Source organism: Paraniabella hibiscisoli, assembly GCF_022512515.1.
In the GTDB taxonomy this organism is placed as follows: Bacteria; Bacteroidota; Bacteroidia; order Chitinophagales; family Chitinophagaceae; genus Niabella; species Niabella hibiscisoli.
Genome location: NZ_JAKWBK010000003.1, coordinates 670,928 through 696,130 on the forward strand (window position 1 = coordinate 670,928; position 25,203 = coordinate 696,130).

General features: G+C 43.2%; 30 protein-coding genes and 2 pseudogenes. 10 read left to right on the forward strand and 22 right to left on the reverse strand.

Annotated elements, in window-relative coordinates:
- Positions 1-34: 34 nt before the first annotated feature.
- Positions 35-217, reverse strand: a complete 183-nt coding sequence (locus MKP07_RS35105; RefSeq protein ID WP_240852671.1) for a GTPase — start codon at positions 215-217, stop codon at positions 35-37.
- 80 nt (positions 218-297) lie between these two features.
- A complete protein-coding gene (locus tag MKP07_RS35110; protein WP_317236242.1) occupies positions 298-1,302 on the reverse strand; it encodes a GntR family transcriptional regulator in 1,005 nt (334 codons plus the stop codon).
- 236 nt (positions 1,303-1,538) lie between these two features.
- Between MKP07_RS35110 and MKP07_RS40555 the strand changes: the two genes are divergently transcribed.
- From MKP07_RS40555 to MKP07_RS35120, 3 genes are read left to right on the forward strand one after another with little or no spacing between them, the layout of a single operon-like run.
- Entirely contained in the window at positions 1,539-1,712 is a 174-nt protein-coding gene (locus tag MKP07_RS40555) for a hypothetical protein (protein ID WP_262920210.1), read from the forward strand.
- Entirely contained in the window at positions 1,664-2,206 is a 543-nt protein-coding gene (locus MKP07_RS35115) for a ubiquinone/menaquinone biosynthesis methyltransferase (protein ID WP_317236243.1), read from the forward strand. Before MKP07_RS40555 ends, MKP07_RS35115 begins: the two co-directional genes overlap by 49 nt.
- Positions 2,207-2,215: 9 nt before the next feature.
- A complete protein-coding gene (locus MKP07_RS35120) occupies positions 2,216-2,947 on the forward strand; it encodes an ABC transporter substrate-binding protein (protein WP_240852673.1) in 732 nt (243 codons plus the stop codon).
- 23 nt (positions 2,948-2,970) lie between these two features.
- Here MKP07_RS35120 and MKP07_RS40560 read toward each other — a convergent pair whose 3' ends face one another.
- Together MKP07_RS40560 and MKP07_RS40565 are read right to left on the reverse strand one after the other, a co-directional pair.
- On the reverse strand, positions 2,971-3,240 hold the full coding sequence (locus MKP07_RS40560; protein ID WP_262920146.1) for a formylglycine-generating enzyme family protein: 270 nt from the start codon (positions 3,238-3,240) through the stop codon (positions 2,971-2,973).
- 50 nt (positions 3,241-3,290) lie between these two features.
- The gene (locus tag MKP07_RS40565) at positions 3,291-4,085 is read right to left on the reverse strand and encodes a formylglycine-generating enzyme family protein (RefSeq protein WP_262920147.1); all 795 of its coding nucleotides are present in this window, start codon (positions 4,083-4,085) and stop codon (positions 3,291-3,293) included.
- Between the two features lie 335 nt (positions 4,086-4,420).
- On the opposite strand from MKP07_RS40565, the gene MKP07_RS35130 reads away from it, so the two are divergent.
- The 6 genes and pseudogenes from MKP07_RS35130 (at position 4,421) to MKP07_RS41745 (ending at position 9,504) form a co-directional block, all read left to right on the forward strand.
- The gene (locus MKP07_RS35130; RefSeq protein ID WP_240852674.1) at positions 4,421-4,645 is read left to right on the forward strand and encodes a hypothetical protein; all 225 of its coding nucleotides are present in this window, start codon (positions 4,421-4,423) and stop codon (positions 4,643-4,645) included.
- Positions 4,646-4,790: 145 nt separating this feature from the next.
- Positions 4,791-5,375, forward strand: coding sequence for a pyridoxal-phosphate dependent enzyme (locus MKP07_RS35135; protein WP_240852675.1), 585 nt, complete (start codon positions 4,791-4,793; stop codon positions 5,373-5,375).
- Positions 5,376-5,421: 46 nt separating this feature from the next.
- Entirely contained in the window at positions 5,422-5,670 is a 249-nt protein-coding gene (locus MKP07_RS43925; RefSeq protein WP_240852676.1) for a pyridoxal-phosphate dependent enzyme, read from the forward strand.
- A 38-nt stretch (positions 5,671-5,708) separates the two neighbouring features.
- The gene (gene epsC, locus MKP07_RS35145; protein WP_240852677.1) at positions 5,709-6,500 is read left to right on the forward strand and encodes a serine O-acetyltransferase EpsC; all 792 of its coding nucleotides are present in this window, start codon (positions 5,709-5,711) and stop codon (positions 6,498-6,500) included.
- A 127-nt stretch (positions 6,501-6,627) separates the two neighbouring features.
- Positions 6,628-7,554 (forward strand): family 2A encapsulin nanocompartment shell protein, encoded by a 927-nt coding sequence (locus tag MKP07_RS35150; protein ID WP_240852678.1) that lies wholly within the window; start codon positions 6,628-6,630, stop codon positions 7,552-7,554.
- Positions 7,535-9,504, forward strand: a pseudogene (locus MKP07_RS41745) (family 2A encapsulin nanocompartment cargo protein cysteine desulfurase). Before MKP07_RS35150 ends, MKP07_RS41745 begins: the two are co-directional and overlap by 20 nt.
- Before the next feature lie 133 nt (positions 9,505-9,637).
- Here MKP07_RS41745 and MKP07_RS35160 read toward each other — a convergent pair.
- The 6 genes and pseudogenes from MKP07_RS35160 to MKP07_RS43375 all read right to left on the reverse strand — a co-directional run bounded on the left by MKP07_RS35160 (position 9,638) and on the right by MKP07_RS43375 (position 14,181).
- Entirely contained in the window at positions 9,638-10,075 is a 438-nt protein-coding gene (locus MKP07_RS35160) for a PepSY-like domain-containing protein (RefSeq protein WP_240852679.1), read from the reverse strand.
- Between the two features lie 47 nt (positions 10,076-10,122).
- Complete coding sequence (locus MKP07_RS35165) at positions 10,123-10,947, reverse strand: sensor histidine kinase (protein ID WP_449589540.1); 825 nt, start codon at positions 10,945-10,947, stop codon at positions 10,123-10,125.
- Between the two features lie 67 nt (positions 10,948-11,014).
- Positions 11,015-11,452 carry a hypothetical protein gene (locus MKP07_RS35170; protein WP_240852681.1) on the reverse strand — a complete coding sequence of 146 codons (438 nt, stop codon included), beginning with the start codon at positions 11,450-11,452 and terminating at the stop codon, positions 11,015-11,017.
- Positions 11,421-12,098 (reverse strand): response regulator transcription factor, encoded by a 678-nt coding sequence (locus tag MKP07_RS35175; protein WP_240852682.1) that lies wholly within the window; start codon positions 12,096-12,098, stop codon positions 11,421-11,423. Before MKP07_RS35175 ends, MKP07_RS35170 begins: the two co-directional genes overlap by 32 nt.
- A gap of 64 nt (positions 12,099-12,162) precedes the next feature.
- Entirely contained in the window at positions 12,163-12,816 is a 654-nt protein-coding gene (locus MKP07_RS35180) for an ankyrin repeat domain-containing protein (RefSeq protein WP_240852683.1), read from the reverse strand.
- Positions 12,817-12,825: 9 nt separating this feature from the next.
- Positions 12,826-14,181 (reverse strand): annotated as a pseudogene (locus MKP07_RS43375) (sugar porter family MFS transporter).
- Between the two features lie 375 nt (positions 14,182-14,556).
- On the opposite strand from MKP07_RS43375, the gene MKP07_RS35190 reads away from it, so the two are divergent.
- On the forward strand, positions 14,557-15,834 hold the full coding sequence (locus tag MKP07_RS35190; RefSeq protein WP_240852684.1) for a glycoside hydrolase family 28 protein: 1,278 nt from the start codon (positions 14,557-14,559) through the stop codon (positions 15,832-15,834).
- Positions 15,835-15,844: 10 nt separating this feature from the next.
- On the opposite strand, the gene MKP07_RS35195 is transcribed toward MKP07_RS35190, so the two are convergent.
- The 12 genes from MKP07_RS35195 to MKP07_RS35250 all read right to left on the reverse strand — a co-directional run bounded on the left by MKP07_RS35195 (position 15,845) and on the right by MKP07_RS35250 (position 25,030).
- Positions 15,845-16,075, reverse strand: a complete 231-nt coding sequence (locus MKP07_RS35195; protein WP_240852685.1) for a hypothetical protein — start codon at positions 16,073-16,075, stop codon at positions 15,845-15,847.
- 41 nt (positions 16,076-16,116) lie between these two features.
- Positions 16,117-16,506, reverse strand: coding sequence for a hypothetical protein (locus MKP07_RS35200; protein ID WP_240852686.1), 390 nt, complete (start codon positions 16,504-16,506; stop codon positions 16,117-16,119).
- A 13-nt stretch (positions 16,507-16,519) separates the two neighbouring features.
- On the reverse strand, positions 16,520-16,666 hold the full coding sequence (locus MKP07_RS35205; protein WP_240852687.1) for a hypothetical protein: 147 nt from the start codon (positions 16,664-16,666) through the stop codon (positions 16,520-16,522).
- Complete coding sequence (locus tag MKP07_RS35210) at positions 16,663-17,169, reverse strand: hypothetical protein (protein WP_240852688.1); 507 nt, start codon at positions 17,167-17,169, stop codon at positions 16,663-16,665. Before MKP07_RS35210 ends, MKP07_RS35205 begins: the two co-directional genes overlap by 4 nt.
- Positions 17,163-17,417 carry a hypothetical protein gene (locus MKP07_RS35215; RefSeq protein WP_240852689.1) on the reverse strand — a complete coding sequence of 85 codons (255 nt, stop codon included), beginning with the start codon at positions 17,415-17,417 and terminating at the stop codon, positions 17,163-17,165. Before MKP07_RS35215 ends, MKP07_RS35210 begins: the two co-directional genes overlap by 7 nt.
- Before the next feature lie 248 nt (positions 17,418-17,665).
- Positions 17,666-18,307 carry a GEVED domain-containing protein gene (locus tag MKP07_RS35220; protein ID WP_240852690.1) on the reverse strand — a complete coding sequence of 214 codons (642 nt, stop codon included), beginning with the start codon at positions 18,305-18,307 and terminating at the stop codon, positions 17,666-17,668.
- A gap of 38 nt (positions 18,308-18,345) precedes the next feature.
- Positions 18,346-18,924, reverse strand: coding sequence for a hypothetical protein (locus MKP07_RS35225; RefSeq protein ID WP_240852691.1), 579 nt, complete (start codon positions 18,922-18,924; stop codon positions 18,346-18,348).
- Between the two features lie 14 nt (positions 18,925-18,938).
- Positions 18,939-20,405, reverse strand: coding sequence for a hypothetical protein (locus MKP07_RS35230; RefSeq protein ID WP_240852692.1), 1,467 nt, complete (start codon positions 20,403-20,405; stop codon positions 18,939-18,941).
- Between the two features lie 477 nt (positions 20,406-20,882).
- The gene (locus tag MKP07_RS35235; RefSeq protein ID WP_240852693.1) at positions 20,883-21,560 is read right to left on the reverse strand and encodes a hypothetical protein; all 678 of its coding nucleotides are present in this window, start codon (positions 21,558-21,560) and stop codon (positions 20,883-20,885) included.
- 15 nt (positions 21,561-21,575) lie between these two features.
- On the reverse strand, positions 21,576-22,169 hold the full coding sequence (locus MKP07_RS35240; RefSeq protein WP_240852694.1) for a hypothetical protein: 594 nt from the start codon (positions 22,167-22,169) through the stop codon (positions 21,576-21,578).
- Between the two features lie 888 nt (positions 22,170-23,057).
- A complete protein-coding gene (locus tag MKP07_RS35245) occupies positions 23,058-24,134 on the reverse strand; it encodes a choice-of-anchor E domain-containing protein (RefSeq protein ID WP_240852695.1) in 1,077 nt (358 codons plus the stop codon).
- Positions 24,101-25,030 carry a hypothetical protein gene (locus tag MKP07_RS35250; RefSeq protein ID WP_240852696.1) on the reverse strand — a complete coding sequence of 310 codons (930 nt, stop codon included), beginning with the start codon at positions 25,028-25,030 and terminating at the stop codon, positions 24,101-24,103. The genes MKP07_RS35245 and MKP07_RS35250 overlap by 34 nt, the downstream gene beginning before the upstream one ends.
- Positions 25,031-25,203: the final 173 nt, after the last annotated feature.

The window sequence follows — 25,203 nt, forward strand, 5'->3', positions numbered from 1 at the left end:
CTTTTTGCAATATCGTTAATAACAAAATGATTGATTAATTGCGTTTTGCCGGGGCTGCCGATATCTTAGCAAGTCCCTTTATATTACACAACATGTTGATCAGGGATGATTTTCCCACGTTACTTCTCCCGATAAAAGCATATTCCGCTTTATCTGGAGGAGGACATTGAGTGTAGTTGGCACTACTTTTAATATAAGAAGCTGAAATTATTTGCATACAGAATGCAAATGTAGAACATCGTGAGCAGTAATCGGTACTGAGTAATCAGTAATGAATAATGAGCAATACCTGTCCTATTAAAGCGACGGCCTGAGCTTTAAGTGAAAAGGAGTTTCAATCTTTTTTCTTTTTCCATCTAAAATCAATAGAGCCGCCTGCCTGCCCATCTCTTCAAAATCGGTAGAAAAAGTGGTAATCCCTTGCAGAATGAGCTTTTTCAGGGGCGTTTCATTATAGCTGATCACGCCAATATCTTTTCCGATTTTCAGCTTTGAATCTTTAATTTTCTCAATCAGCGTCACCAGGTCATCCTCCATTAAGCTAATATAAGCACTGCCTTTCTCTACTTTTTCTTTTGCGATATCATTAACGATCGCCGCCGAAAAAGCGTACTCATGGCAAAATCTTTTAAATCCCTTCATAATCTCCTCGGGGAAATAGGTATAAGATGGAACGATAATTTTTAAGGTTTCATATTTTTTAAGGCTACCTACGGCTTCTTCCAGTGCGCCGTAAATATCATTTTCAAAATTCTCATATACAGCACTAAAGTCGCCACTTACACCGGGTACAAGCTTGTCCAATAAGATCAGCTTCTCCTTCGGAATAGTATTGAGTATTTCGTAAGCATTTTCCCCGCTTTCTAAAAAATGAGTAATAATTACAAAATGCGAATAATGTCTTCCCGCATTGGTTAAAAGCCGCTTGAAAAAATTAAAATCGTTATTATAGATATAAAAATCAATGACCGCATTATCGCCCAGCGTTTTTACAAATGAGTCGTAGATAATTTTCTTATGAGAACTCAGTTTATTAAACAGCAGGAACACTTTAATATCGTTCTTTACATTGGTGGTCTTTACATAATAGCCCTTACCCGGCACTGACCCTAAAACACCCAGCTTTTTCAGGTATTTATAAGATTTTTCGGCGGTATCTCTCGAAATATCGAACTCAAAGCTCATTTCATTGATGGAGGGCATTACTTCATCATGCTTGATTTTGCCCTGTGCAATGGCTTTGATCACAGATTGAGCAAGCTGGAGGTACTTGGGGGTGGAAGAAAGCTCATCCAGTTCTATATTATTAAAAAATCCTTCATCGGCAACCTAATTACGCTACTAAGATATTATAAAGCCTTCGGGTATACGCATTTCATTTAAAATAATTGCGGCTACAGGTTTTCCAGGTTGTTATTTTTTACGATTACCTGTTTCGCCAATCAACACGTATCTTTGCGCCCATGTCGGCACAACCCCACGATCACATTATACCGTTTAGCGAATCTGAGAAGACTAAAAAAGAACAGGTTGCAGAAATGTTTGATAAGATAGCAGGAAAATACGATTTTATGAATCGTTTTTTATCTGCCCGAACGGATGTGAGCTGGCGTAAAAAGCGATCAATTCCCTTCGCAAAAAACAGCCACAATACATACTCGACATCGCCACCGGAACCGGTGACATGGCGATCAGGGCTACCAGGATGCTAAACCCGAAACAAGTGGTAGGCGTAGACATTTCTGGCCAAATGCTGGCAGAGGGCCGTAAAAAAATAGAGAAGCTTGGTTTAAACAGCCAGATACAACTGGAAAAAGGAGACTCTGAAAACCTGCATTTTAGTGATAATAGCTTCGATGTAACCATGGCTGCTTTTGGTGTACGCAATTTTGAAAACCTCGAAAAGGGACTTTCAGAAATGCGACGGGTGTTAAAACCTGGCGGGCAATTATGCATTATTGAGTTTTCAAGACCGCGCCCTGCCTTCATCAACAATCTTTACCAGTTTTACATGAGCCTGGTGGCGCCACAAATTGCCAAAGCTTTCAAGCAGGACAAACAGGCTTATCAATACCTGAACAAATCGGCCAAGGCTTTTCCTGAAAGAAAAGATTTTACAGCGATACTTGATAAAGTAGGGTTCAAACAAACCAGCTATAAAGCACTCACTTTTGGTATGTGCTGCATTTATTCCGCCACCAAGTAATTTTGCGCTATGCGCATCGTATCCCTTGTTCCTTCCATTACAGAGCTCCTGCATTACCTGGGCCTGCATGATGAAACAGTAGGAATTACTAAGTTTTGTGTACATCCACCCCATTGGCACCAGACCAAACAACGCGTAGGCGGCACCAAGAATATACAGATAGAAACCATCAGGTCCCTACATCCTACATTGGTTATTGCCAGTAAGGAGGAAAATATTAAAGAACAGGTAGCCGCCTGTTCATCATTCAGCGAGGTATTGCTTACTGATGTAGGCAATTTTGAAGATGCGCTCCAGATGATTCGCAGTATCGGAGCATTAACGGGCAAAGCGAACGAGGCGGATCAGTTGATATCCGGGATAGAATACAATTTTGAAAATCTGAATTCACAGGAACCTTTGACAGCAGCCTATCTTATCTGGAAAGCGCCTTGGATGACTGTTGGAGCTGATACATTTATCCATTCCATGATGCAAAAAGCGGGCTTCACGAATGTAGCGGGGCAGGAACTCCGGTATCCTGAAACAACTATCGTTCAGCTACAGGCAATTCAGCCTCAATTTATAATCCTTTCCAGCGAGCCCTACCCTTTTAAAGAGCAGGACGTGGTTACGCTGCAGAAGCAGCTCCCACTTTCTACCGTACTACTTGCAGATGGAGAAATGTTTAGCTGGTATGGCAGTCGTATGTTACAGGCTGCCGGTTATTTTGAAGCATTAAGGAGCTCCATAATGCATTAAATGGCAACTCTGATAATCGCCAGCTATTTTTTATCCCGCACACATCTGAAGCCGGTATGCTCCAAACCAGTGTCAGGACTACTTTTCATGCGGCGTGCAACACGATAACCGCTGCAATAAGAATCGTTACATAAAAAGCTCCCGCCGCGCAAACTACGCTTGGCTGTATAAGGTTCCTGCGGGTCATAGGACTTATCGGGTCCCTGCGGGTTTGCCGCTAACTTGCCCTCCAGCTGCTGGTAATAATCATGATGATACCAGTCGCTGCACCATTCCCACACATTGCCGGCCATATCGTAAAGTCCATAACCATTTGCGACAAAAGACCGAACCGGTGCTGCGGTTATATAGCCATCTTTTTTTCATTCAGATAAGGAAATTTCCCTTCCCAGCTATTTGCTTTAGGTACGCCCTGGTTTATATGCTCATTACCCCAGGGATAAATATGGTTGATCAAACCGCCTCTTGCAGCAAATTCCCACTCTGCCTCGGTGGGCAATCGCTTCCCCGCCCATTTACAATAAGCCTGTGCATCGTCCCAGCTTACATGAACCACGGGATAATTTTCTTTTCCTTCAATACTGCTCCCCGGTCCCTGGGGGTGTTGCCAGCTGGCGCCTTCTGCCCAGTTCCACCATTCGTTGAAATTATTCAAATCGACCGGACCGTTGGTCTGCCTGAATACCAGAGAGGCAGCCACCAGCACACTATCCGGCGGTTTTGGAGTACCGGGAGGCAGTGTTTTCTTTATCTCGTCCCAGTTGGGTTTACGCTCAGCTGTGGTAATATAGCCTGTGGCCGCTACAAATTTTTTAAACTGTGCATTTGTTACTTCAGTCACATCCATATAAAACGGATCTACCTGAACTTTATGTTTTGGGTATTCATCTTCACTTGCCTGGTTATTATCCCCTCCCATATCAAATATGCCACCGGGTATCAATACCATGCCCTCCAGGGAACTGTCGCCCCCAAAACTAATAGCCGAAGAATCTGCCACACCAAAACGGGAAGGTGCTTTCATACAGGAATGACTGGAATCTGCTCCGGCACGCTCCCGCTTCCCTGCATCAGCACCACAGGCAGCAAGCAGGTATATCACACTTGCACCACAAAATATTTTCTTTAAAAGGCTCATCGTATAAAAATAATTGTTTTATTAAAAAGCGATGCCAAATTCCTGTTTTATCGACGAATAAAAAATAATAGTCTATTATTTTGGTAGACTAAAAAAGATCTCTATATTTGCTCTATGAATATTTTGTTAGCATTTACACCGCTCTATTGTTGTTGTTGCTGTTAAACTGATTTCAGGCTTACAACAGCCTGCGAACCTACATCCTGATGTAACAAAATATTACTCCAGAACATCCCCAATTACGTTTCGTACTGTATAACACCTGTATCATTTTTCTTATCACGGCTATCAGCCATTAAACCTTTTTTATGCCACTATTTTCAACAAACATCATTTTGCATGCAGCGGGCAAACAGGATCTGTTGCTGTTAGATGAAGCTTTAAGATCCAATCATTTTTTACCGGAAAGGTCACCCAACAGCGACCTCGCAGAAAATCAAATCAGGGAATCGGTTACGCTACAGTATCTCAAAAAAGGTAACCTGGCTTTGCTGGAAGTCATTGAACTGGTAAAAAGCGCTGCTGCCAAAACCGGAAAAAGTTCTCCTTCACCGTTCTGAAAAACAGGAACGAATAGTTGACGAAGGCCGTGCTGTAACGCTATCCGCTTCAAGAGAGGTCTTTACTAACTCCTGCTTCTCAGCAAAGCTGCTTTACGCACGGCTACACAACTATATTCATTACACTTCACTACTATTAATCGATATGTCAGATATTCTGCTGCAAGTGGGAAATACCCCTATTGTGCAACTCAAAAAGATACACAACAACCCTAACGTAAGCATTTACTGCAAACTGGAAGGCTATAACCCGGGCGGAAGCGTAAAAGACCGTGCAGCTTATGGCATGATCAAGGGAGCACTGGAAAGAGGCGAACTTCAAAAAGAACAAAAGCTGGTAGAGCCTACCAGCGGGAACACGGGTATCGCTTTGGCTTTAATGGCGAGCCTGTTTGAAATTGAAATAGCACTGGTAATGCCGGAAGATGCCACCAGGGAGCGCGTTGCCGCTATGAAAGCCTTTGGCGCTACAGTTATACTAACGCCCAAACGAAGAGCTATGGAAGGCGCTATTGATCGTGCAAAAGACCTGGTTACCAGCAGCGGGTATGTAATGCTGAACCAGTTTGCCAATCCCGATAATCCGGGCATACATTATCGAACTACCGGGCCCGAAATATGGGAGGACACCCAAGGCCAGGTTACTCATTTTGTATCAGCCATGGGCACAACCGGTACCATCATGGGTGTATCGCGATACCTGAAAGAAAAAATCCCAACATCATTATAGCAGGTTGCCAACCTGCAGACCATGCACAGATTCCCGGTATCAGGAAATGGCCGGAAGCCTATATTCCCTAATCTTTGAACCATCACGAATAGACCAGCTTATTGAAGTTTCAGAAAAACAGGCCAGACAAGTAACCAAACGCCTGGCCAGAGAGGAAGGGATTTTTTGCGGCATGAGCAGTGGCGGAGCCGTGTACGCCGCGCTGGAATTAGCTCAAAAAATTGAAAGTGGTGTTATTGTATGTATTGTCTGCGATACAGGCGACCGTTACTTATCATCCGAATTATTTGATTAATCATATTAATAAAAATTTTATACCTTTAGAATACTGCTATGAAACCCGTTATTAAAGAGCTGCAACTGCATCATACTTTAAGCGCCATCCATCAAAAATACAGGGGCGATCTCCAACCTATACCTTCGAGAAGCAGTGCACAACGCTGGATCCGACATTTGCTCACCCATCTCTTCCCGGTTCATTCGGATAAGACATTTGGTTCGCTGGACATAATGGATCTCGAACTGCAACTAAGACAATTACTGGCCCCTATTGAAAATGTACTTATCGATGTAGACGAGATAACAGATCAGTTTTTCAAGCGGATACCGGACGTTTTTATTGAACTGCAGGAAGACGCTCAAAACATACTGGCATTTGATCCGGCAGCTCATTCAATTGAGGAAATACTGGGCGCTTACCCAGGCTTCTATGCAGTAGCCGTTTACCGGTTTTCGCACGAACTCTACCAGCTAAAGATACCCGTATTACCCAGGCTTCTGTCTGAATACGCGCACAGCGTTACTGGTATCGATATCAACCCCGGCGCAGTAATAGGCTCTACCTTTTTTATCGACCACGGTACCGGCGTGGTGATCGGCGAAACCTGCGTTATCGGTAATAATGTAAAAATATACCAGGGCGTTACTTTAGGCGCGCTGAACGTTTCTAAAACACAGGCGCACGTAAAAAGACATCCAACCATTGAAGATAATGTCGTTATCTACTCTGGTTCTACCATATTGGGAGGAAAAACAGTAATAGGCCATGATTCTGTTATCGGCGGCAACGTGTGGCTTACTGAAAGCGTGCCCCCTATTCCCTGGTGTATCATAAAAGTGAAATAAGAGTGAGATCTAACAGGGATTTTGATGAGGGTATCAATTTTTCGATATAAATTTAAATAGTCTACTTTTTTATAGACTAATTATTTTTTCTAATATATTTGTGTAATAACTTAAAAAAAAATAGATCATGGCTGAAACAACCACCCCACAACAGACTGCCCTTGGCGACGTAGCAGCGCGGCAGCTCGCCATTGCAACCCGCACGGTACCACAAATGGTTACCATTTCTCCCCGTTGGCTAACCCGCCTGTTAAACTGGGTACCCGTAGAGTCTGGCGTATACCGGCTTAATAAGGTAAAAAATGCGACGCAGATAGAAGTAGATTGCTCTTCGCGTGATGAGAAAATATTGCCGCAGACCTTTGTTGATTATGTTGAGAATCCCAGGGAATACAACCTCGCCGCAGTGCAGACTATTGTAGATGTACACACCAGGGTTTCCGATTTATATAGTAAACCGTATAACCAGATCTCGGAGCAGTTAAGGCTGGCAATAGAAACTATTAAGGAAAGACAGGAAAGCGAGCTGATCAACAATGCTAATTATGGCTTGCTGCATAGCGTGGCTGCTGAGCAAAGAGTTAAAACACGTACAGGCGCTCCAACCCCGGATGACCTGGATGAGTTAATTGCCAAAGTATGGAAAGAGCCTGGCTTCTTCCTGCTTCATCCACTAGCCATTGCTGCTTTCGGCAGGGAATGTACCCGTCGCGGTGTACCTCCGCCTACGATCTCACTTTTTGGCTCACAGTTTATTACCTGGAGGGGCATTCCATTAATTCCATCTGATAAAGTACCTATCGTAAAAGGAAAAACAAAGATCATTTTGTTGCGTACCGGTGAAAGCCGCCAGGGCGTTGTAGGACTTTTTCAACCTGGTTTGCAAGGTGAGCAAACACCAGGGTTGTCTGTTCGTTTCATGGGCATTAACGAGAAAGCGATTGCCTCTTACCTGGTTTCGCTATACTGCTCTTTAGCAGTGCTGGTGGATGATGCCATTGCCGTATTAGATGACGTTGAAATAGGAAATTACCATGAGTACAAATACCAATAATCTTCCGGATGTTGAAGCTTTGCAGCATCTGGCTAACCAGCTTTTCAAATCATTACCGGAAGATGCACCCAAAGAGATATCCCTGGATCCCTATGAACATCCGCGTGCTACTGCTTTTGCACAGTCGGTAAGCGGACTGGCATCGCCATTATCATTGGGCTCCTTTTCAAATGGGTTAGCTTCACCGGAAATAATCCAGCCGCCGGTATCACACCTACCACCTGCGGGTGGATTGACCACCCTACCTTCTTTTACTGGTGCTGGTATTGCAGCGCCATCCGTTTCGGGAGCTGATCAGGACTATTTTAAGCCGGGTTTCAATTTTGCGGATATTGATCAAGTGCCGGATAGTAGTTCGTATATCAAAGACAATAGTGATAACAAGGCATTTCAGAATGGCCAGGTGCCGTCTTCTGTAGCAGGTAGCGGGGCTTCTCCCTCGTATACGCACCAGCAGAAAAACTTCGATCTGAAGGAGCCGGTTACCAGTTTCCCAGATGCCAGCATCGACAAACCTTCTGCTAAGGCCGATCCGTTTGCGTTGCCCTTCATTGATGAACAACCTTACTGGTCTGACATCAGCGCTATACTTGGATCGCTCAATAATCATGCAGCTTCAGAACTGCCATTACCAACCCTGCCGAACCAGGTTACACAGACCGGTCCGTCTTTTTACTTTCTGCAAAGCAGTCCGCACCAATTTAATAATCAATCGTTGGGTGGGTTCAATCATGGCTTTGATGCATACAAGATTAAAAAAGATTTTCCTATACTGAATGAAAAGATCAATGGTAAAAGCCTGGTTTGGCTGGACAATGCTGCTACAACACAAAAGCCACAATCGGTGATCGACCGCATCAGCTATTTTTACCAACACGAAAATTCTAATATCCACCGGGCAGCACATGAGCTGGCAGCGCGCGCCACAGACGCTTATGAAGCTGCAAGAAAAAAGTGCAGCAGTTCCTGGGCGCCGGGTCTGTTAACGAGATCATTTTTGTACGCGGCGCTACCGAGGGTATTAACCTGGTGGCACAAAGCTGGGGAGCGCAGCATTTAAAAAGCGGCGATGAAATCATTGTGAGCAACCTGGAGCATCACGCCAACATTGTTCCCTGGAAAAGATTGGCTGATAAAAAGGGGCTCACTTTAAAAGTGATTCCCGTTGATGACGATGGGCAAATATTGCTTGATGAATATGCCAGGCTGCTGACGCCACGTACGCGCCTGGTAGCATTTACGCAGGTTTCGAACGCACTGGGAACCATTACTCCAGCCGAACAAATAGTAGCAATGGCACACCAGGCAGGCGCAAAGGTGCTGGTAGACGGAGCCCAGTCTGTGTCACACATGCCTGTGAATGTACAGGAACTGGATGCCGATTGGTTTGTTTTTTCAGGTCATAAAGTTTTTGGTCCAACAGGCATTGGCGTAGTATATGGCAAAGAAGCTTTACTAAATGAAACAGAACCCTGGCAGGGCGGTGGTAATATGATTCAGGACGTTAGTTTCGAAGAGATCAAATACCATAACGCGCCTAATCGTTTTGAAGCAGGCACGGGCAATATTGCCGATGCTGTTGGTCTCGGCGCAGCCATTGATTATGTAACGCATTTGGGCATGGCCAATATAGGCGCTTATGAACATGCTTTGCTGGAATATGCCACACACCATTTGAAGCAGGTACCGGGAGTAAGACTCATTGGCACGGCTGCTAACAAAGCAAGTGTACTATCCTTTACGTTAAAAGGTTATTCTAATGATGATGTGGGCAAAGCATTAAACCAGGAGGGTATAGCGGTTAGAACGGGACATCATTGCGCGCAACCTATTTTACGAAGAATGGGTGTAGAAACTACCGTAAGGCCTTCACTGGCATTTTATAATACCTGCGAAGACGTTGACCGCCTGATCTCAGTGGTGAGTCGGCTATCTTCATCATCGAGGTAAATATTGATTTTCCTGTTTCTTGTTGTTTTACATGAGAAGAGCCGTTTTTACGGCTCTTTGTTATTACAAAGCCGCAGTCATTGGAGAATGCTGCGGCCACCGGTTTCACAAGCCTATTTAACTAAAATTCATATCAGAGAACTTGGTCAGACAATAGCTTCCCATTTTCTGTAAATAACACCTTATGTTTCTCTTTTGATTTGGTCAACCTCATTTTATAGAAAACACTCCTCCCTTCCTGCAACCGTTCTACACTGGAAGGCACAAATCCGTCAAATGATTTTCTAATCGACAATTTTACTGCATCAGGCAATTGTTCCTTATCAAAGTCCTGCTTCCAGCGTTTTACTTTACCACTGTAATCCAACCACACTTCATACTCCAGCCTCCCGATCTCAAACTCCGCCTTATACAATCCTTTCTCCAACTCCCACACCACATCACCCGCTTTAGGAAATTTTAATTGTAGTGCATTAATAATAATAGAAGGCACATTTTTAGGTTGTACCTCCTGCGCATGAATATTATTCCCCGCAAACAGGAACATGAATATTATAGTAATTGTCTTCAACAGCCTTTCGTTTACCATGTAAAATAAAAAAACAAAACGGGAAAGATTCAGGAATGCCCGTGAACCGTGTCCGCACCAATTGCTATACCCGGTTGTATTACAAACTTATGCATACTGTGATTAAATTCGTAAGCAACAGAAAGATCATATAATGCGGCAATAGCCTTAACAATAGCGAGCCCCAGGCCTGTAGAGCCGCTCTCTGTCGAACGCTTGTAAAACCGTTCGAACATTTTTTCGTTATCCATGGGATCAGGAACACCGCTATTTTCGATACTCAACCAGGATGCTGTAATGGTCACTTTTATTATGCCACCGGGACTATTATGTACAATAGCATTCTTGAGCAGGTTCATGATCAGTATTTCAGCCAGGTTGCTATTCATCAGTCTTTCAAAATACCCGTTTTCCACCAGTTCTACTTTTACGTCTCTGAAGCGTAGCATATCGGAAAAATCACGAACCAGCTTTGCAATAACATCATTGACCCGGATAGTTTGTTCTTCAACAAATTGCTGGTTCTCTATTTTAGATAACAGCAATAATGCTTTATTCAATCGTTTGAGGCTTTCGAGCGCTTGTATTACTTCACCGATCGTTTCTCCATCTTCATTTGTTAAAGATCCTCTTTCCGCCAATAGTTCGAGCTTATTAATACTAATGGCCAACGGGGTTTGCAACTCATGAGAGGCATTTTCATTAAACTGTTTCTGGCTCAGATAAGTATCTGAATTCCTTTGCAGCAGCGACTGCAAAGAATCATTTAGCTCCTTAAATTCTTTGACAGAGGTTTTAGCAGGTTTAAACAGCGGGCTATTGCCAAGTTTAAAATTTCGTAGTTGCGTTAACAGGTAATGAAAGGGCTTCCATATTTTTTCAGTACAAAATTATTTACTACCAGGATGCTGGCCAGCATTACACCATACAACATAGCTAATGCTAAAAAAGTTTTCGTATCAGGTCTGCTTTATTAATAACTGCAGATATGATCTTTAATTCATAATACTTTTCATTTGCGAGGAAAGCCGTAGTAAGTAGGCGCACAGGCGCATGTTGCTCTAACCGCTCCTGGTAAATCAGGGTATCTTTATAAGTGTCCAACACCTGAACAGCCTGTTCGGCTGCTATTTCCTTAATACTATAATTTTTGTCGCCAAACGCTTCGCTGTTCAGCATGGAGCTATCACCCTGGGCGCGGTGCACTATAAACATTTTATAGTTGGTCAATCCATCATCAACCGTTTCTTTTACTTCCTGCAACATAAAAAAGTAAAATACAATTGCCCAAAGTCCCAGTACGCCTAAAAGAGAGATAGACAGGTACACAGTGTATGGTTGAGTAATTTCATGTAACCTGCATCTTATAGCCAATACCATATACGGCTCTTATTTCAAGCCCACTATCATGATCATTTAATTTTTTCCGCAGGTTTTTGATCTGTGAGTAAAGGAACTCGTAATCATTGGCCTCATCAGCATAAGCTCCCCATACATGCTCAGCCAGGGCGGTTTTTAAAACCAACCGGTTGTGATTCACCATAAAATAAGTAAGCACATCCAGCTCCTTACGGTTAAAGGCCACGGCTTTGTTATTGATACTTGCGGTTCTTTCATCCAGGTCCAATTTCACATTACCCAGTTCCAGTATATTTTTACCGCTAAAGGCTTTTCTGCGTAGCACCGATCGTATACGTGCATTCAGTTCGGCAATATGGAAGGGCTTGGTTAAATAATCATCAGCGCCCAGGTTAAGGCCCTGCACTTTGTCATCCAGCGAATCATTTGCAGAGATAATGATCACATTATCAGCCTTACGCATCGTCTTCAGCTCTTTTAAAATATCCATTCCGTTCCCGCCGGGAAGCATAATATCCAGCAGGATACAATCGTAGTCGTAGGCGATAATTTTTCGCATGGCTGCCTCGAAGTCCGAAGCTTCTTCCACCAGGAAATGTTCTTTTTCCAGTGACTGACGGATGACACCCAGCAGCTCCCGCTCATCTTCTATCACCAATATTTTCATACCTACAATAATAGCTATTAAAACTGTAAAAAAACGGGAACAAAGATCGCTGCTAAACGGTAGTTTAATCAGAGCTGAGAATATGAACTATCTCTTTGTATCCCAGGCTCCTGGCATGCTGCAAGGATGTTACGCCGTTTTTATCTGCGATATGAATATTGCAGCCTGCCTCTTTAAGAATGCGAACTATTTGCTGGTATTTTGCCGATCCATCACCCAGGATCACGGCTTCTAAAAGACCTGTCCAGCCCAGCCGGTTCACATGGTCAACAGGAAAGCCTTTGGTGTTAGCCAGTAACTTTACGGTCTCAACATGCCCCCTTTCGCAGGCAGGTATCAGGGCCGATCCGTTGTAGCGGTTAAACACATCAAAACGCGCCCCATGCTTTAAGAACAGTTGCAGCAATGCCGTTTGCCCTGTAGCCCCGGCATACAGAAAAGGACTATCCAGTATATCATCCTGCTGATTTACATTAGCGCGATAAGATACCAGCAATTGCGCCATCGCCAGGTTGGCGGCCTGGGTGGCCAGTAAGAGGAGGGATCGCTTTTTCTCGTCCGCAGTATTCACATCGGTACCATTTTTCAGAGCTGCATCTACTGCTTCCAGGTTATTCTTCTTTACGTCTTCGATAATAGTTGATTGCATAGACTCTTTATTAACCGTATTACAAAAGCTGCAACATCCCAGTAACCATAAAATAACAAGTATTTTCATATCCTATTTTCAGACTCCTTCTTTTGCTACCGGATCAGCTCCCACCAATTGTTTCTCCAGTGCTTCCAGTGAAACTCCTTTGGTTTCAGGTACTTTGGTAAGAACCCAAATCAACTGCAGTAACATCATAAACGCAAAAAAGGCAAATATAGGCCAGGGATTATCTTTAAATACACCATGATCCGCATCCAGGAATACGGGTGTAATTAATGTGATAATCGCAGCAAAAACCCAATGCACACTGGCGCCAAAGGATTGCCCTAAAGCTCTTATCCTGTTAGGGAAAATCTCAGAAATAAATACCCATATTACCGCTCCCTGCCCAATTGCATGCGATGCAATAAACAGTAGTAGAAAAGATAACAGGAACATGGGTGAAGCATGGGTATAAAATGCGTAAGCCACCATGCCCAGGCTTATAATATAACCAATAGATCCCCATACCAGTAATGCTTTACGCCCGGCTCGATCGATAAGGTACAGTCCAACAAACGTGAAGACCAGGTTGGTACAACCAATAGCGATTGAATTGAGTAAAGAATCTTTGGAAGCCAGCCCTGCCCTCTCCAATATCTCCGGAGCATAATATAATATACAGTTGATGCCCGACCACTGGTTAAAGAAAGCCACTAAAAAAGCTAACCATAGGATACGATTGTAACGCGCGCTGAAGAAGGAGGTTTTACTTTTCTGAGATTCGGCTTTGGCAGCCACCCTGATAGCAACAATTTCTTCTTCGGCATTTTGTATACCCAGTGTTTGCAGTACTTTACGCGCACCGGCATCGTCATTTTTGCGGGCTACCAACCAGCGGGGCTTTCGGGAATACTAAATACCAGCAGGGTGTATATCAGAGAAGGAATAGCCATAACACCCAGCATCCAGCGCCAATCGTTAGCACCGTCTACCCCTTCTAAAAAGTAATTAGACAGGAACGCTACCAGTATACCAAACACGATGTTAAACTGGTACATTGCGCCCAACCTCCCCGTGTTTGAGGCGTAGAGATCTCGGAAATATAGGTAGGAGCCGCCACTGAAGAGATACCGATGCCTAAACCGCCCAGAAAGCGAAAAAATGAAAAGGTATAGGGGTCCTGTGCTACAGCTGAACCAATAGAAGATACAGTAAAGAATATACCGATCCATAGCAATACTTTTTACGACCGTATTTTTCCGTAGGGCCGCCTCCAAAAATGGCACCTATTACAGTTCCCCACAAGGCCATCGACATAATAAAAAAGCCATGGAACCAAGTCGATATATCGGTTGTATGCCATAGATCTTTAATGGGCTGATTAGCGCCCGATATTACAACGGTATCGAAACCAAATATAAACCCGGCCAGGGCGGCAATAATAGATATTCCAAAAGGTTTTTTCCGCCTTTGGCGGAGTCACTCAAAGCATCGTTACTTACCTGCATCGTTATTCATTTTTAGTTTAGTGGTAGGTTCTTCAAAAACATCTTTTACTAGCTCAGGGCTGCAAAAACGATTTTTGAAGTTACAGTAATTATTTTATCTGAACGCTGTTTTTATGAGGATCAACTGCAAGCGACGCCTTACCGGCCAAACTGCCTTATTATTACAAGGGTTCTTTAAAACTATAATCCTACTTTAGCAATCATCTGACAAAACTCTTTACAATAACAGACGCCCATGAAATGGTTTAGTTTCTTCCTGATCATATGCTTGCATACTCTTGTATCCCAGTCACAAAACGCTTCCCAACTAACACGAGTGGAAAAGCGCGAAGCGATTCTGAAAGAAATTGTGCCGCCGCCCATCCCCACTAACACTATCCTGATAACAAAGTATGGTGCAAAAGGCGATTCCCTTACGGACAGTAAACCCGCGTTTGATAAAGCCTTGCGGGTATGCAGGGATAGAAAGGGCGGCAAAATAATAGTACCTCCCGGTATCTATATCCTTAACGGACCGATTCACCTGGTAGACAACACCTGTATTGAGCTGCAAAAAGGCGCTAAGCTGGTATTTGGAACGAATCCGGATAATTACCTGCCGGTAGTGCCTACCAGCTGGGAAGGAACCTTTTTATACAATTACAGTCCGTTAATCTATGCTTATAAAGTCAACAATGTCTCCCTCATTGGTGAAGGAACGATTGACGGTAACGGCAAGGAAGGTTTTAGCAAATGGTACGATCTGCAAAAACCTGCTCAGCAATTAAGCCGCAACATGAATCATAAAGGTATCCCCCTAAAAGACAGATTGTTCGGCAAGGGGCATTATTTACGTCCGCAACTGATACAGTTTTATGATTGCAGGAATATTTTGATTGAAGGTATTACCATCGCTAACTCTCCCTTCTGGTGCGTACATTTTTTACAATCCGAAAACATTACCGCCCGTAAAGTAAAGTTTGATGCGTTTAACAAAAACAATGATGGCTTTGACCCGGAGTATTCCAAAAACATTTTAATTGAAGATATCGACTTTAATAATGCCGATGACAACGTAGCCGTAAAAGCAGGCAGGGACCATGAAGGACGCGCAACTGCTATCAGCTCTGAAAATATCATTGTACGTAATAGTCGTTTTAAAGGCTTGCACGGACTGGTAATCGGCAGCGAAATGTCGGCCGGTGTACAAAATATTTTCGTAGAGAATTGCACCTATGGTGGCTACTGCAAACGGGGCATTTATTTAAAGTCCAATCCTGACCGTGGCGGGTTTATCAAAGACATCTACATTAATGATGTTGCATTTGGTGATGTGGAAGATGCTATTTTCATCACTTCTTACTACCATGGCGAGGGCAAGGGATTTGAAACAGATATCCGCAATATCTTTTTGGAGAACCTGAGCTTTAAAAATGCCAGCAATGCCGGGTTAGTGATCCAGGGATATCCTACGAAGAGAGTAACCGACGTTTATTTGACCAATGTAAAGATCGACTCCTGCAGTACCGCATTAAGCTTATCTAACACGCAGAACATCGTATTAAATGATGTAATGATAGGAAAACAAATAAGTATCCCATCGGCAGCTAAATAATACCAACTACTTACCGGTAAAGCTGTCGGAAAAGGAAAGCATTTTCCGGGCTTAATCCCGCAACCCAGAATTGCTGATTATTATCTTCAATTTGTTGCTGTGCGGCTTTAGGCAGGGTTCCCAGAGCAAATTGCCTCCTCCACACTATTTCACCCTCAGTAAACGAAACAGGCAGCTGCTTTGCAAATTCTCCCGGCTTAATAAAATCCTGCTGAAAAAGTTTATTGACACTTTGCTCCACTTTATCTTTTGTGGCAGATGAAAGAGAAAATATTTTATTCGCTATATGCTCAATAAATGCCGCATCATGCCGCCTGGAACCACAGGTATAAATAGCATAGTAATTATTACTGGCATCCTCCCCGTATATTTTTGCGCAATACAGATGGGTACCAAACTCGTTTCCTGGCTTAACTTCTTGTGTGCAGCCCGGTTGAGAACAGCTACGCCGATAAAACAAATGATCGCCACAACTACCAGTATACTAACCAGCGTATACCCTACGTCCTGTATCATTCCTTCATAAACAACAAACGCCAGAAAAACACAGATCATAATACCAACAATTAACGGCAGGTACATCATCTTATTTTTCCCGAATGCCGATTTCTTAACATAGTCCTTAATAATTTGTGGATCATGTTCCAGTCTATTGAGTTCCGTACTATTCATTTCTTATTGTTTTTTATTCATCCATTTTTTCGGTACGATGCAGGTACACTTCATTCGCCCGCCATTTATAGCAATTGACGACAAACCCCTCCGGGCCTTCATCGTATCTATACACTTCCTTTTTCACAGGGTCAAAGAACAGGTACTCCAGATCGATCAATTGCTGATGCCTGATAAACCTCCGCGCAGAGGGCTGTAAATAAAATACAGGAAACTGCCATCATACTTAGTCCTATCGGGAAACGCAATAGGGATCTTTATATCGAAATGCCCGTCGAAATTAATATCCTCCAGTTCTACTTCGGCAGAACTTCCAACAAATTCATCAAACCCGGAAAGTGTTTGCAAAATCTTGCCCTCCTGTATGATTTTTAAAGCGGTCACTTTTGTCATCATTTGCTCCGCCTGGGAAAGATTAATGAATTTTTCCTGTTTCACTACCAACTCATAGTCATAAAACAAGGGCGCATCTTCTGCTTTAGCCAGTAACTGTAATTGTACCGGCAACTGCTTGCCGGTCTTTACATTTTTCCAGCTGCCGCTCAGTTTACCGGTTGCCAGCAAAGGAGCTGTAATAGAAAAATGGCCGGTAGTTTCCCATACATACTTACCATTCTTCTCTACTGTCACTTTTTCGGCAAGTATTGTCGGGTGCTTCAACATTCCATTAAGATTAATACTTTTTCCCGTCCGTTGCGGAGATAGTAATAGCTTCCACTAAGGGTATCATTTCTTCTTTGTTGCCTCAGTTGCATGGCAATAGGATAATTACCAACCGTACCCTTGTAACTGGCCGTAGTAACAACAGAGGTCTGCGCATAGGTTACATTGAAAAATCCCGCAACCAGTATCCAAATTAAAAACAGGTTTCTGTATATCATCTTTCTTACTATTTCCCCAACTAATGCCACCCAAATATATTCTCTTTGCTTTTTCAGGAAAAAACCGGTTTACAATTTGCAGGCAGGATTTATTATTTGCAAACAATAATGACCGTGGCTATTGATTTTACTTTATCAGTTCAGAATATAGTTGCTCTATATGTTGGTGGGATGCAACCAATTCGATTGATTATACTACCAATACTAATAAACAAAAAAGGCGGCACCCCTGGGCTAAAAAAAGCCTGGTACCACCTTAATTTTTAGAAAGAATATACTTACCCGTTAACCATTATCGCTTTTATAACTTTTGAATACGAACGGGTACCATCTTGATCTACCTGCACTATGCGTACAAATATTCGCTCTCCTGCTCTGTCTATGCTATCCTTCTTCATACATCCAGCTAAAAACAAGCTCAATGCTGCCATTAAAACAATTACAACCCTAAGCCGTCTTCTCCTTAAGCTCAATATCAACATACTCAAAACCATTAGGCCACCCCCAAGCTGTAAGGCATTGGCAGTAATTGTTTTGCTAAAGCTATAGTTTAAAGACATAGAAGAATTTCCATTCTCAGCCTGGGTTTTCACTTCCCCTACTCGTGCAAATTGTTTACCATCTGCAGAGACTTCTACCTGAAAATGGCTGTTATTACTTTCTTTCAATGTGCTCCAATTGACCAATAACTCACCATTGCTAAAACTAGCTGTTATTTCTCCAAAATTCACCGCCAAAACTGTGCCTAACGGTATCTTATAATCTTCTACTTCACCTCCAACGGCTATACCCGATGGGTTTTGAGCAGCAACATCGCTGCTGATACGAAACCGTGCAAAAACCGGAGCTGTTGTGCTTATTGTATTCCAGGTAAGGGGGTAAGTATTATTGATGGTATTTGGCGGCACTGTTACCGACAATCTTTCACCTGCATCAAACGATCCATTAAGATCCCAGTCTATCCAGGCATAAATTGTAGCGGGGTTGCGGTTCTGTTGGAAGCCGTAACTACAGCAGTATAAGAGGTAGCATTCGGCGCCAGATCAGGCAAAGCCACTCCATCTTCATCATCGGCATTACTGGTATTGTCTCCGTCAGCCTCAGGCGAAGACAAATTGCTATTTTCTATATCCAGGCGGTTGCCTAAAACTACCAAAGGCTCACAGGCACTACTCAGGTTATTGGCAGGTTGTCCGTGTACCGCTTCACCGTAAGCAACCGGTGCGTCTCCATACTCGGTCAGACTACGTAATGAAATATTATCAATGTAAAAGTCATTGCCGGTTCCTCCTCCAGGAAACCGGAGTTCCAGGCGATAAATTCCATCTGCGGGAGGAATAATAGTGGCAAATAAATTGTTCCAGGCAGAAGACGGATTGTCTTCTGCAACCGAAGCAGGAGGTGGCAGGTTCAAAGTTCCTGAAACAACAGTAGTTCCCGATCCGTTCACTAATTGATACGGTACCGGCACAATTGTATTCAGGTTCTGCGTGGTAGAATTTGCATTCTTCCCATCAAAGCTAAACAGATAGGGCAAATTGCCTTTTAAATTTAAACCGACCTGAGTAAAAAAGGTAAGTTATTCCCGGCTCCATTTACCATCAAGAACTTATCATACACATCGCCTGTTGTAGTACCAAAAGTCTTCCTCCAGCCGGTAAACCGGGTATTAACAAGTGAGGTTGCGTCTGTACCCGCATTCGTGCCGTCAACAAGGTCTGCAATAGTTCCAATAAACGAAGATACGGTATACCTGCTTTCATCAAAAAGCACGCCCTGGCCTAACCCTACATTGGCTTTATTAACGTATGTATATTGTGTATTAGTGGGATTAACCAGGCCGCCATTGGTATACAATAACGTATTATTAAAATCTTTACTAAAACCAGGTTGACCCGGGTGTACCCTGAGATAGCTGGTAGCATCGAAACTTCCAAAGGTTCCGTTATCGGCTATCGTTATTAAGTTACTACTGCTGCCGGGGCTACCTAAGAGCGTAGCGCAAACCTGGGTAACCTGTGCCTGTTTTAAAATAAAGTTTAAACTGCTTTTATCAAAGCCAGGCAAAAAGCGGTTAAGATAAGTAGCGCTGTGTTCGTTATTATCCCAAAACACGCTACCTGTTGTGCCGCCAGACTGGAACAGCTGTAAGTGATTCTGAAAAGTAATGGAACCATCATAAGTATACAAATACTGACTTAAAGAAAATCTTTGATTAGCATTTGCCCAGGTAGGATCTCTGAAGAACGGACCTGCATTTTGCTGAACCTGGTAACCCGCAGGAGGTTGTACAATAAGGGAAAACTGCCCGTTGGGGATGGACGCTGCGTCAAACCGGTACTTGCCGGTTACATCAGTAGTTGCAGTAGCAAAAACACTACCCCCACCCCCGGCAATACTGTAGGTTTCTCCTAAAATGGCTACAGTTACACCCGAAAGCGGCGTACTGGCTGCGTCTCTCACAAAACCTTCGAGACAAACATTTTCATATAGTTCAATCTCACCAATCTGTACGGCAGATTCTGATGTCGTTTCTGTTTCAGTGATCAACAGGCGGTACTGCAGGTAAGCCGTAGTATTGCTAAAAGTGAAAATCCTTGATTGGCCGCTATAGGAAAAGCTATGGTTGGAAATGGTGTGTAATGTCAACCAGTTGGTACCGTCATTCGATCCCTGAAACTGCCAGTCTCTCGGATTGCGACCCACAAAATCATTAGCTGAGCTAACCAGGTAACCGGTAAGTATTTTAGCAGTGCCGCCGCCTACTCCAAAATTAACGCCGATCCAGTTCGGTGTGGCCAAAGAGGTGTTCAATCCTCCCCGGTACCATTTATTTCCGGCATTATTATCGTTGTTAAAAGCGCGCTCGTACTCTTCGCCACCGTTCTCACCGCTGGCAAAAAAACTGGCTCTGGGTAGTCCATCAGTTACATCACGAAGACAATTCTGAGCGTTCAGAAATACAAAAGGCATTATAATGCCTGACAATAGCAGAATAATCACATATCCTTTTTTCATGTGTTTGGTTTTTTTATAAGAAGATTTGTTTAAGTTGGTTGCGTCGAAACGCTGTATCAGAATGTATATGATTGTTTGTTGTTTTGAGACAACATCTTTGATATTAGAGCTTATCCTAAAGTAGCAAAAAAATATCAACTCCAAAATATTTTTCCGTATTTCCAGCTTCCAATATCTTGGTCATAATATTATGCATTATCAAATATGCTTTTCTTATTGGTTTCCATTACTCATATCCAAATTATGAATATCCGGCACGGATAGACGTGTATAAGCGAACACAGATCCTATATATTCAATTGATGTATGCTCCATTCCGATAGCCCGATTAAAAACATCTGCAAAGCTTAGTTACAAGAGAGTGACTCAGCGCATTAAGCTACTTTTAAAAGGAGCCGGTAACCCCGGTTTGGAAAAACCCGGAAACCAGGCTCTAACTTCTAAACAAAATTGGTTATAGTCTATATATTTAATGGTCTACCGATTATTAACCGCTTTTATAACTTTAGAATACGAACGGGCACCATCTTTATCTACCTGTGCTATGCGCACATATATATCGGTTGCAGTATCTGCCAGTGTGCTTTCGCTTTTATTACAGCTTATAATACCCCAGCCTATTCCGGCCAAAGCCACTGCTATCCATCCAACCCTCGGGCGGCGGCCAAATCCGATTCCCAAACCTCCCAGCAGCAATACACCCGCACCTGCCGCCACTATACCCATAGCCTTTAAATCACCGGTAAATTTATAGGCTATGGTTTCGTCGGTATTGCCATCAATAGCTTTGGTTTTCACCTCACCTATTTTAGTAAAACTTTTACCATCTACAGATACTTCCATATCAAAATGCTCATTGTTGGTTTCACTTTCAGATGAAAAATTCACAATGAGTGTATCATTTTTTATGAAAGCGTCAATGCTTCCAAAAGTGACCGGTAAAATGGTGTTAGGACAACTAGCCCCATCATTATTACCAGCAGGGCCGGGCGTTGAAATTACAACGGCTGCCAATGTATTGGGGTTTACTTTATAAAACCGACCCTGGTTATTGGCAAAAACATAGAAGGAGCCTGTAGCATCAAAAAAAGAGAGCCGTAACCGCGCCCTCCTGCTGAAAACCATTGCCTGAAATAGCAGCAGAAAAAGATACATTACCGGTTGCAGGGTTTACAATAGCCACCTTGTAAGAACTGGCATTTGCGGGGTCCACAACCCCCAAAGCATACCTGTTGCCGGGTTAATTACCCAATCGGATATGTTGATACTTGGCTGGCTGAATATAGTGCCGAAAGGGGCTGTGTCCAGCGTGTAACCTGTTGTGGGGTCCACGAGCTTTAAATAAGTAGCAGTTCTGGCAGGGTTGATATCAACTACATAGTGCCTGGCAGCGTCTGTAACATACAAATAATAATACCCGTTATTGGACACGGCGCCTACATTAAAGCCGCTGGCTGGCAGGCCAGTAACAGCAACAGGTGTAAAGGCTCCTGCCGCATCAAGGTACACCACTCTTTCATTTCTTATATCATACCCCCAAATCATATTATTTCCCACATAATATCCTATAGCGTTCATGCCAAAATTATAGCTGGCAACGCTGGTTCTTGTGCCGGTAACTACATTATAAGCATAGAGGGTGGAAGAAAGTCCGTTAGAACTGGACACAACCTGGTAAGCCTGGTTGGAACAGGTGAAGGGCGTTTGTGCGTATAACCGGGTGCCGGCTATAACTAATAAAAGCAGTGCGAATATGGTTTTCATTTTATATATTTTTTATTACTTGTAAGTAAGGACAGAAGTTCCGGGATACCTGATAGCAAGAACCTAGCAGATAGATCGCCGGGAAGGTATTTATTAGCAAAAAATTTAACTACCCTGTATTGGCTTCTCCGGCTCATGCTGCTGCCTGCAAACAAACAAGTGCTATTCTATTCAAAAGAAAATGATTGTATTGGTGTTGACACCGCCTGCTGCAGGTATCCAATATTAGCTATATCCCGTATTACTAATAACCAATACTAAAGAACACACAGCTACAGGAAGTGGTAAATATGGGGTATCCATCACTACTATTTTGTTTAAAAGATGATTATTCTACCTAAGGTTGCGACACCTTATACGGTATAGTGCCGTTTTCCTGGAAAACTCCCAAAAAAAAAATATTTTTTTGCTCCATATCACTTGTATATGATTCCATGAAAATATTAACCCGCTAAATGGCTGGCGTGGCACATTCCTATGAGTTTCCTTAAGATGAAGTGTGCTGGCCGCACATTTTACCTGACATGTAAAAAGCAGGCACCTGGCATGGAAAATCTGAAGTCCTCTTTTTTCCCTCGAAAAAAATGACCAGGATCAAACGGGAACGGGTACTATACGGCTATATCCCCGGAAACAGCATTAATAAAACATATAGCTTTGGCAACTGGTTTTCCATTTACCCCCACAAAACTCACCAGGCCCGCTGTAGCGCGACAACGGTTTTAAAGACATTTCCTGGCTTAATGGTATGCTTTAGTGGTAGCCGGGTAAAACTCGGCTCCCGTTAATAACACCGGATCTATGAAAAACAGGGAGGCTATGAAAAACGGATGAGGAAGGCTTCTGCCTTCCTCATCCAAAAATATTTACCCATTAATCAGTTAATACTTACTCATTAATTGCTTTCATTACTTTAGAATACGTTTTTGTACCATCTTTATCTACCTGCACTATTCTTACAAACACATCCGTTCCCTGTAGTGATACGCTATCACTTTTCTTACTGCAACCGGCCAGTATGCCTACGAATGCGATAGAAAAAATGGCCAATAACAGGGTTTTATGCTTCCTGTTGCGGAACATGTTGCCACAACTTATTAATAATATGGCCGCTCCAAAAAACAGGGTACTGCCTTGTGCTTCGCTATTGAAATCATAATGCAGTACTTCTTTAGAAGTGCCATTGATTGCTTTAGATTTTATCTCTCCTATCTTCTTAAAGCTGGTACCATCGTTCGAAACTTCTACATCAAAATGATCGTTGTTCGCTTCTTCAAGTGTAGTAAAATTCACCAGTAACTGACCGCCTTTTATCTTAGCAAATAAATCAGCGAAATCGGCTGACAGCACAGCGGTACTATTAATGGCAAAATTTATTTGTGTCATTGGCACAGCGCCCATATCAAAACTTGCCGATATGCCATCCGGGTTACCATCATTTCCGGTACCTATACCATTTAACTCACCGGCGTATACATAATCAGCCCCTGTGCCTAAGGTAGGAACGGGTGCGCTCCTGCCTGTTTCGATACCTGATTGTGTGGTAATCCTTATTGTGTAACCTGTAGCCGGTGCAATATTTGGAAAGGAATAATTGCCTGCCGCATCAACACTCACAACATCTACTACTATACCGTCTGCATCAACTAATACCGCCTTTAAACCAATGGCAGCTGCCCCTGTAAATTTACTTTGATTATTGATACCGTTGGCCAATCCATCCTTGTCCAGATATACGGAACCCGATACCGGTTGGCAGGGTGCAGATGTATAAGTGTAGGTAACTTCCAGTTCAAATGACACGGTAGTACCTACTTTCAGTACAGGATTGCCGCCGCCACCTGTTATACTAAAGCCGGTTAAAGACCTTAATAATATAGGGACATTACCTGTGCCGGTAAAGGCACTGATACTTGCAGCCGGTACAGGCATTACTTCTGTGATGGAGTTTGTTCCTCTAGCCACACGAGTATATCATCATCTGCAGTAGCCGTAATTCCAGGGATGTTGGTAATCCATTGAGGACTCAGGCGAGGATCCAGGTAACTCAATGCACTGTTAGAAAGAATATTGAAATGATCGTCCATACCCAATAAAGTACTGGGTACGGCAGGGTTTGTTATATCATCCCCGGGCCATGCGCCTGTTGCAGGTACATTTACCGCCGCACTCATGGTTTGGAAAGGTGTATTCAAAAGCGTTAAGGTACTCATGTCATTTATTGTCCCAACAACCTTAATACCCGGCTCTATAAATACGCTTAGCGTGGCAGCGGCAGCAGCAGCAGAACGGTTCTCCGCCATACCAACAGTATAACCTGTAGCAGTACAGCTGATATTTACCCCGGTAAGTGTTTTCCCGGGCACATTAAACTTAGGTATCAGCGCCTGCCAGTCCTTCGCATCTGTTATTACGGTTGGAGACTGATACCGGTAAGTAACCGACCCGGATGCATTGCAGGGATTGATCGCTGTAGCGCCAGGGTCGGTAAGGGTGCCCACTGTATTAGGAAAACTTCCCCAGCCGGGGTTTACAGTTATCACCACATCTCCCTTTCCCGCTGTACCGGCCTGCAAACGAAAATGTTGCAGGTAACCTGCATAACGAACATTATTGGCAGCCGTACCATCAGACATGGTAACTGCAACAGGTACACCGCCCTGTGTTGCTGTTACGGTATAGGTGTATGGATCGACATAGTATGCTACGGGAGCAACGGGGCTCATAGTAAATGTAACATAATCATCTGCAATATTAGCCAATGTTCCGTTACTGTTAGACAGTACATTGGTTACATTGAGCTGGGCAAAAATTGCCGCTGCCGGAAATAACGTTGCCAGCGTAAAAAAGAATTTTTTCATTTTTGTTGGATTAATATTGAACTTGGTTAAATTTTAAATTTTCTGTAGAATAATGCTGTAATCGCCAGCCGATACTTATGTGCCGGCTTCTATTGAAACTCCTAAAAAAATTCGCGTGTTTTCGGTGAATGGGTCTATTTGCCTGTTGAACTCCTTGCAACAAGAGGTGAAAG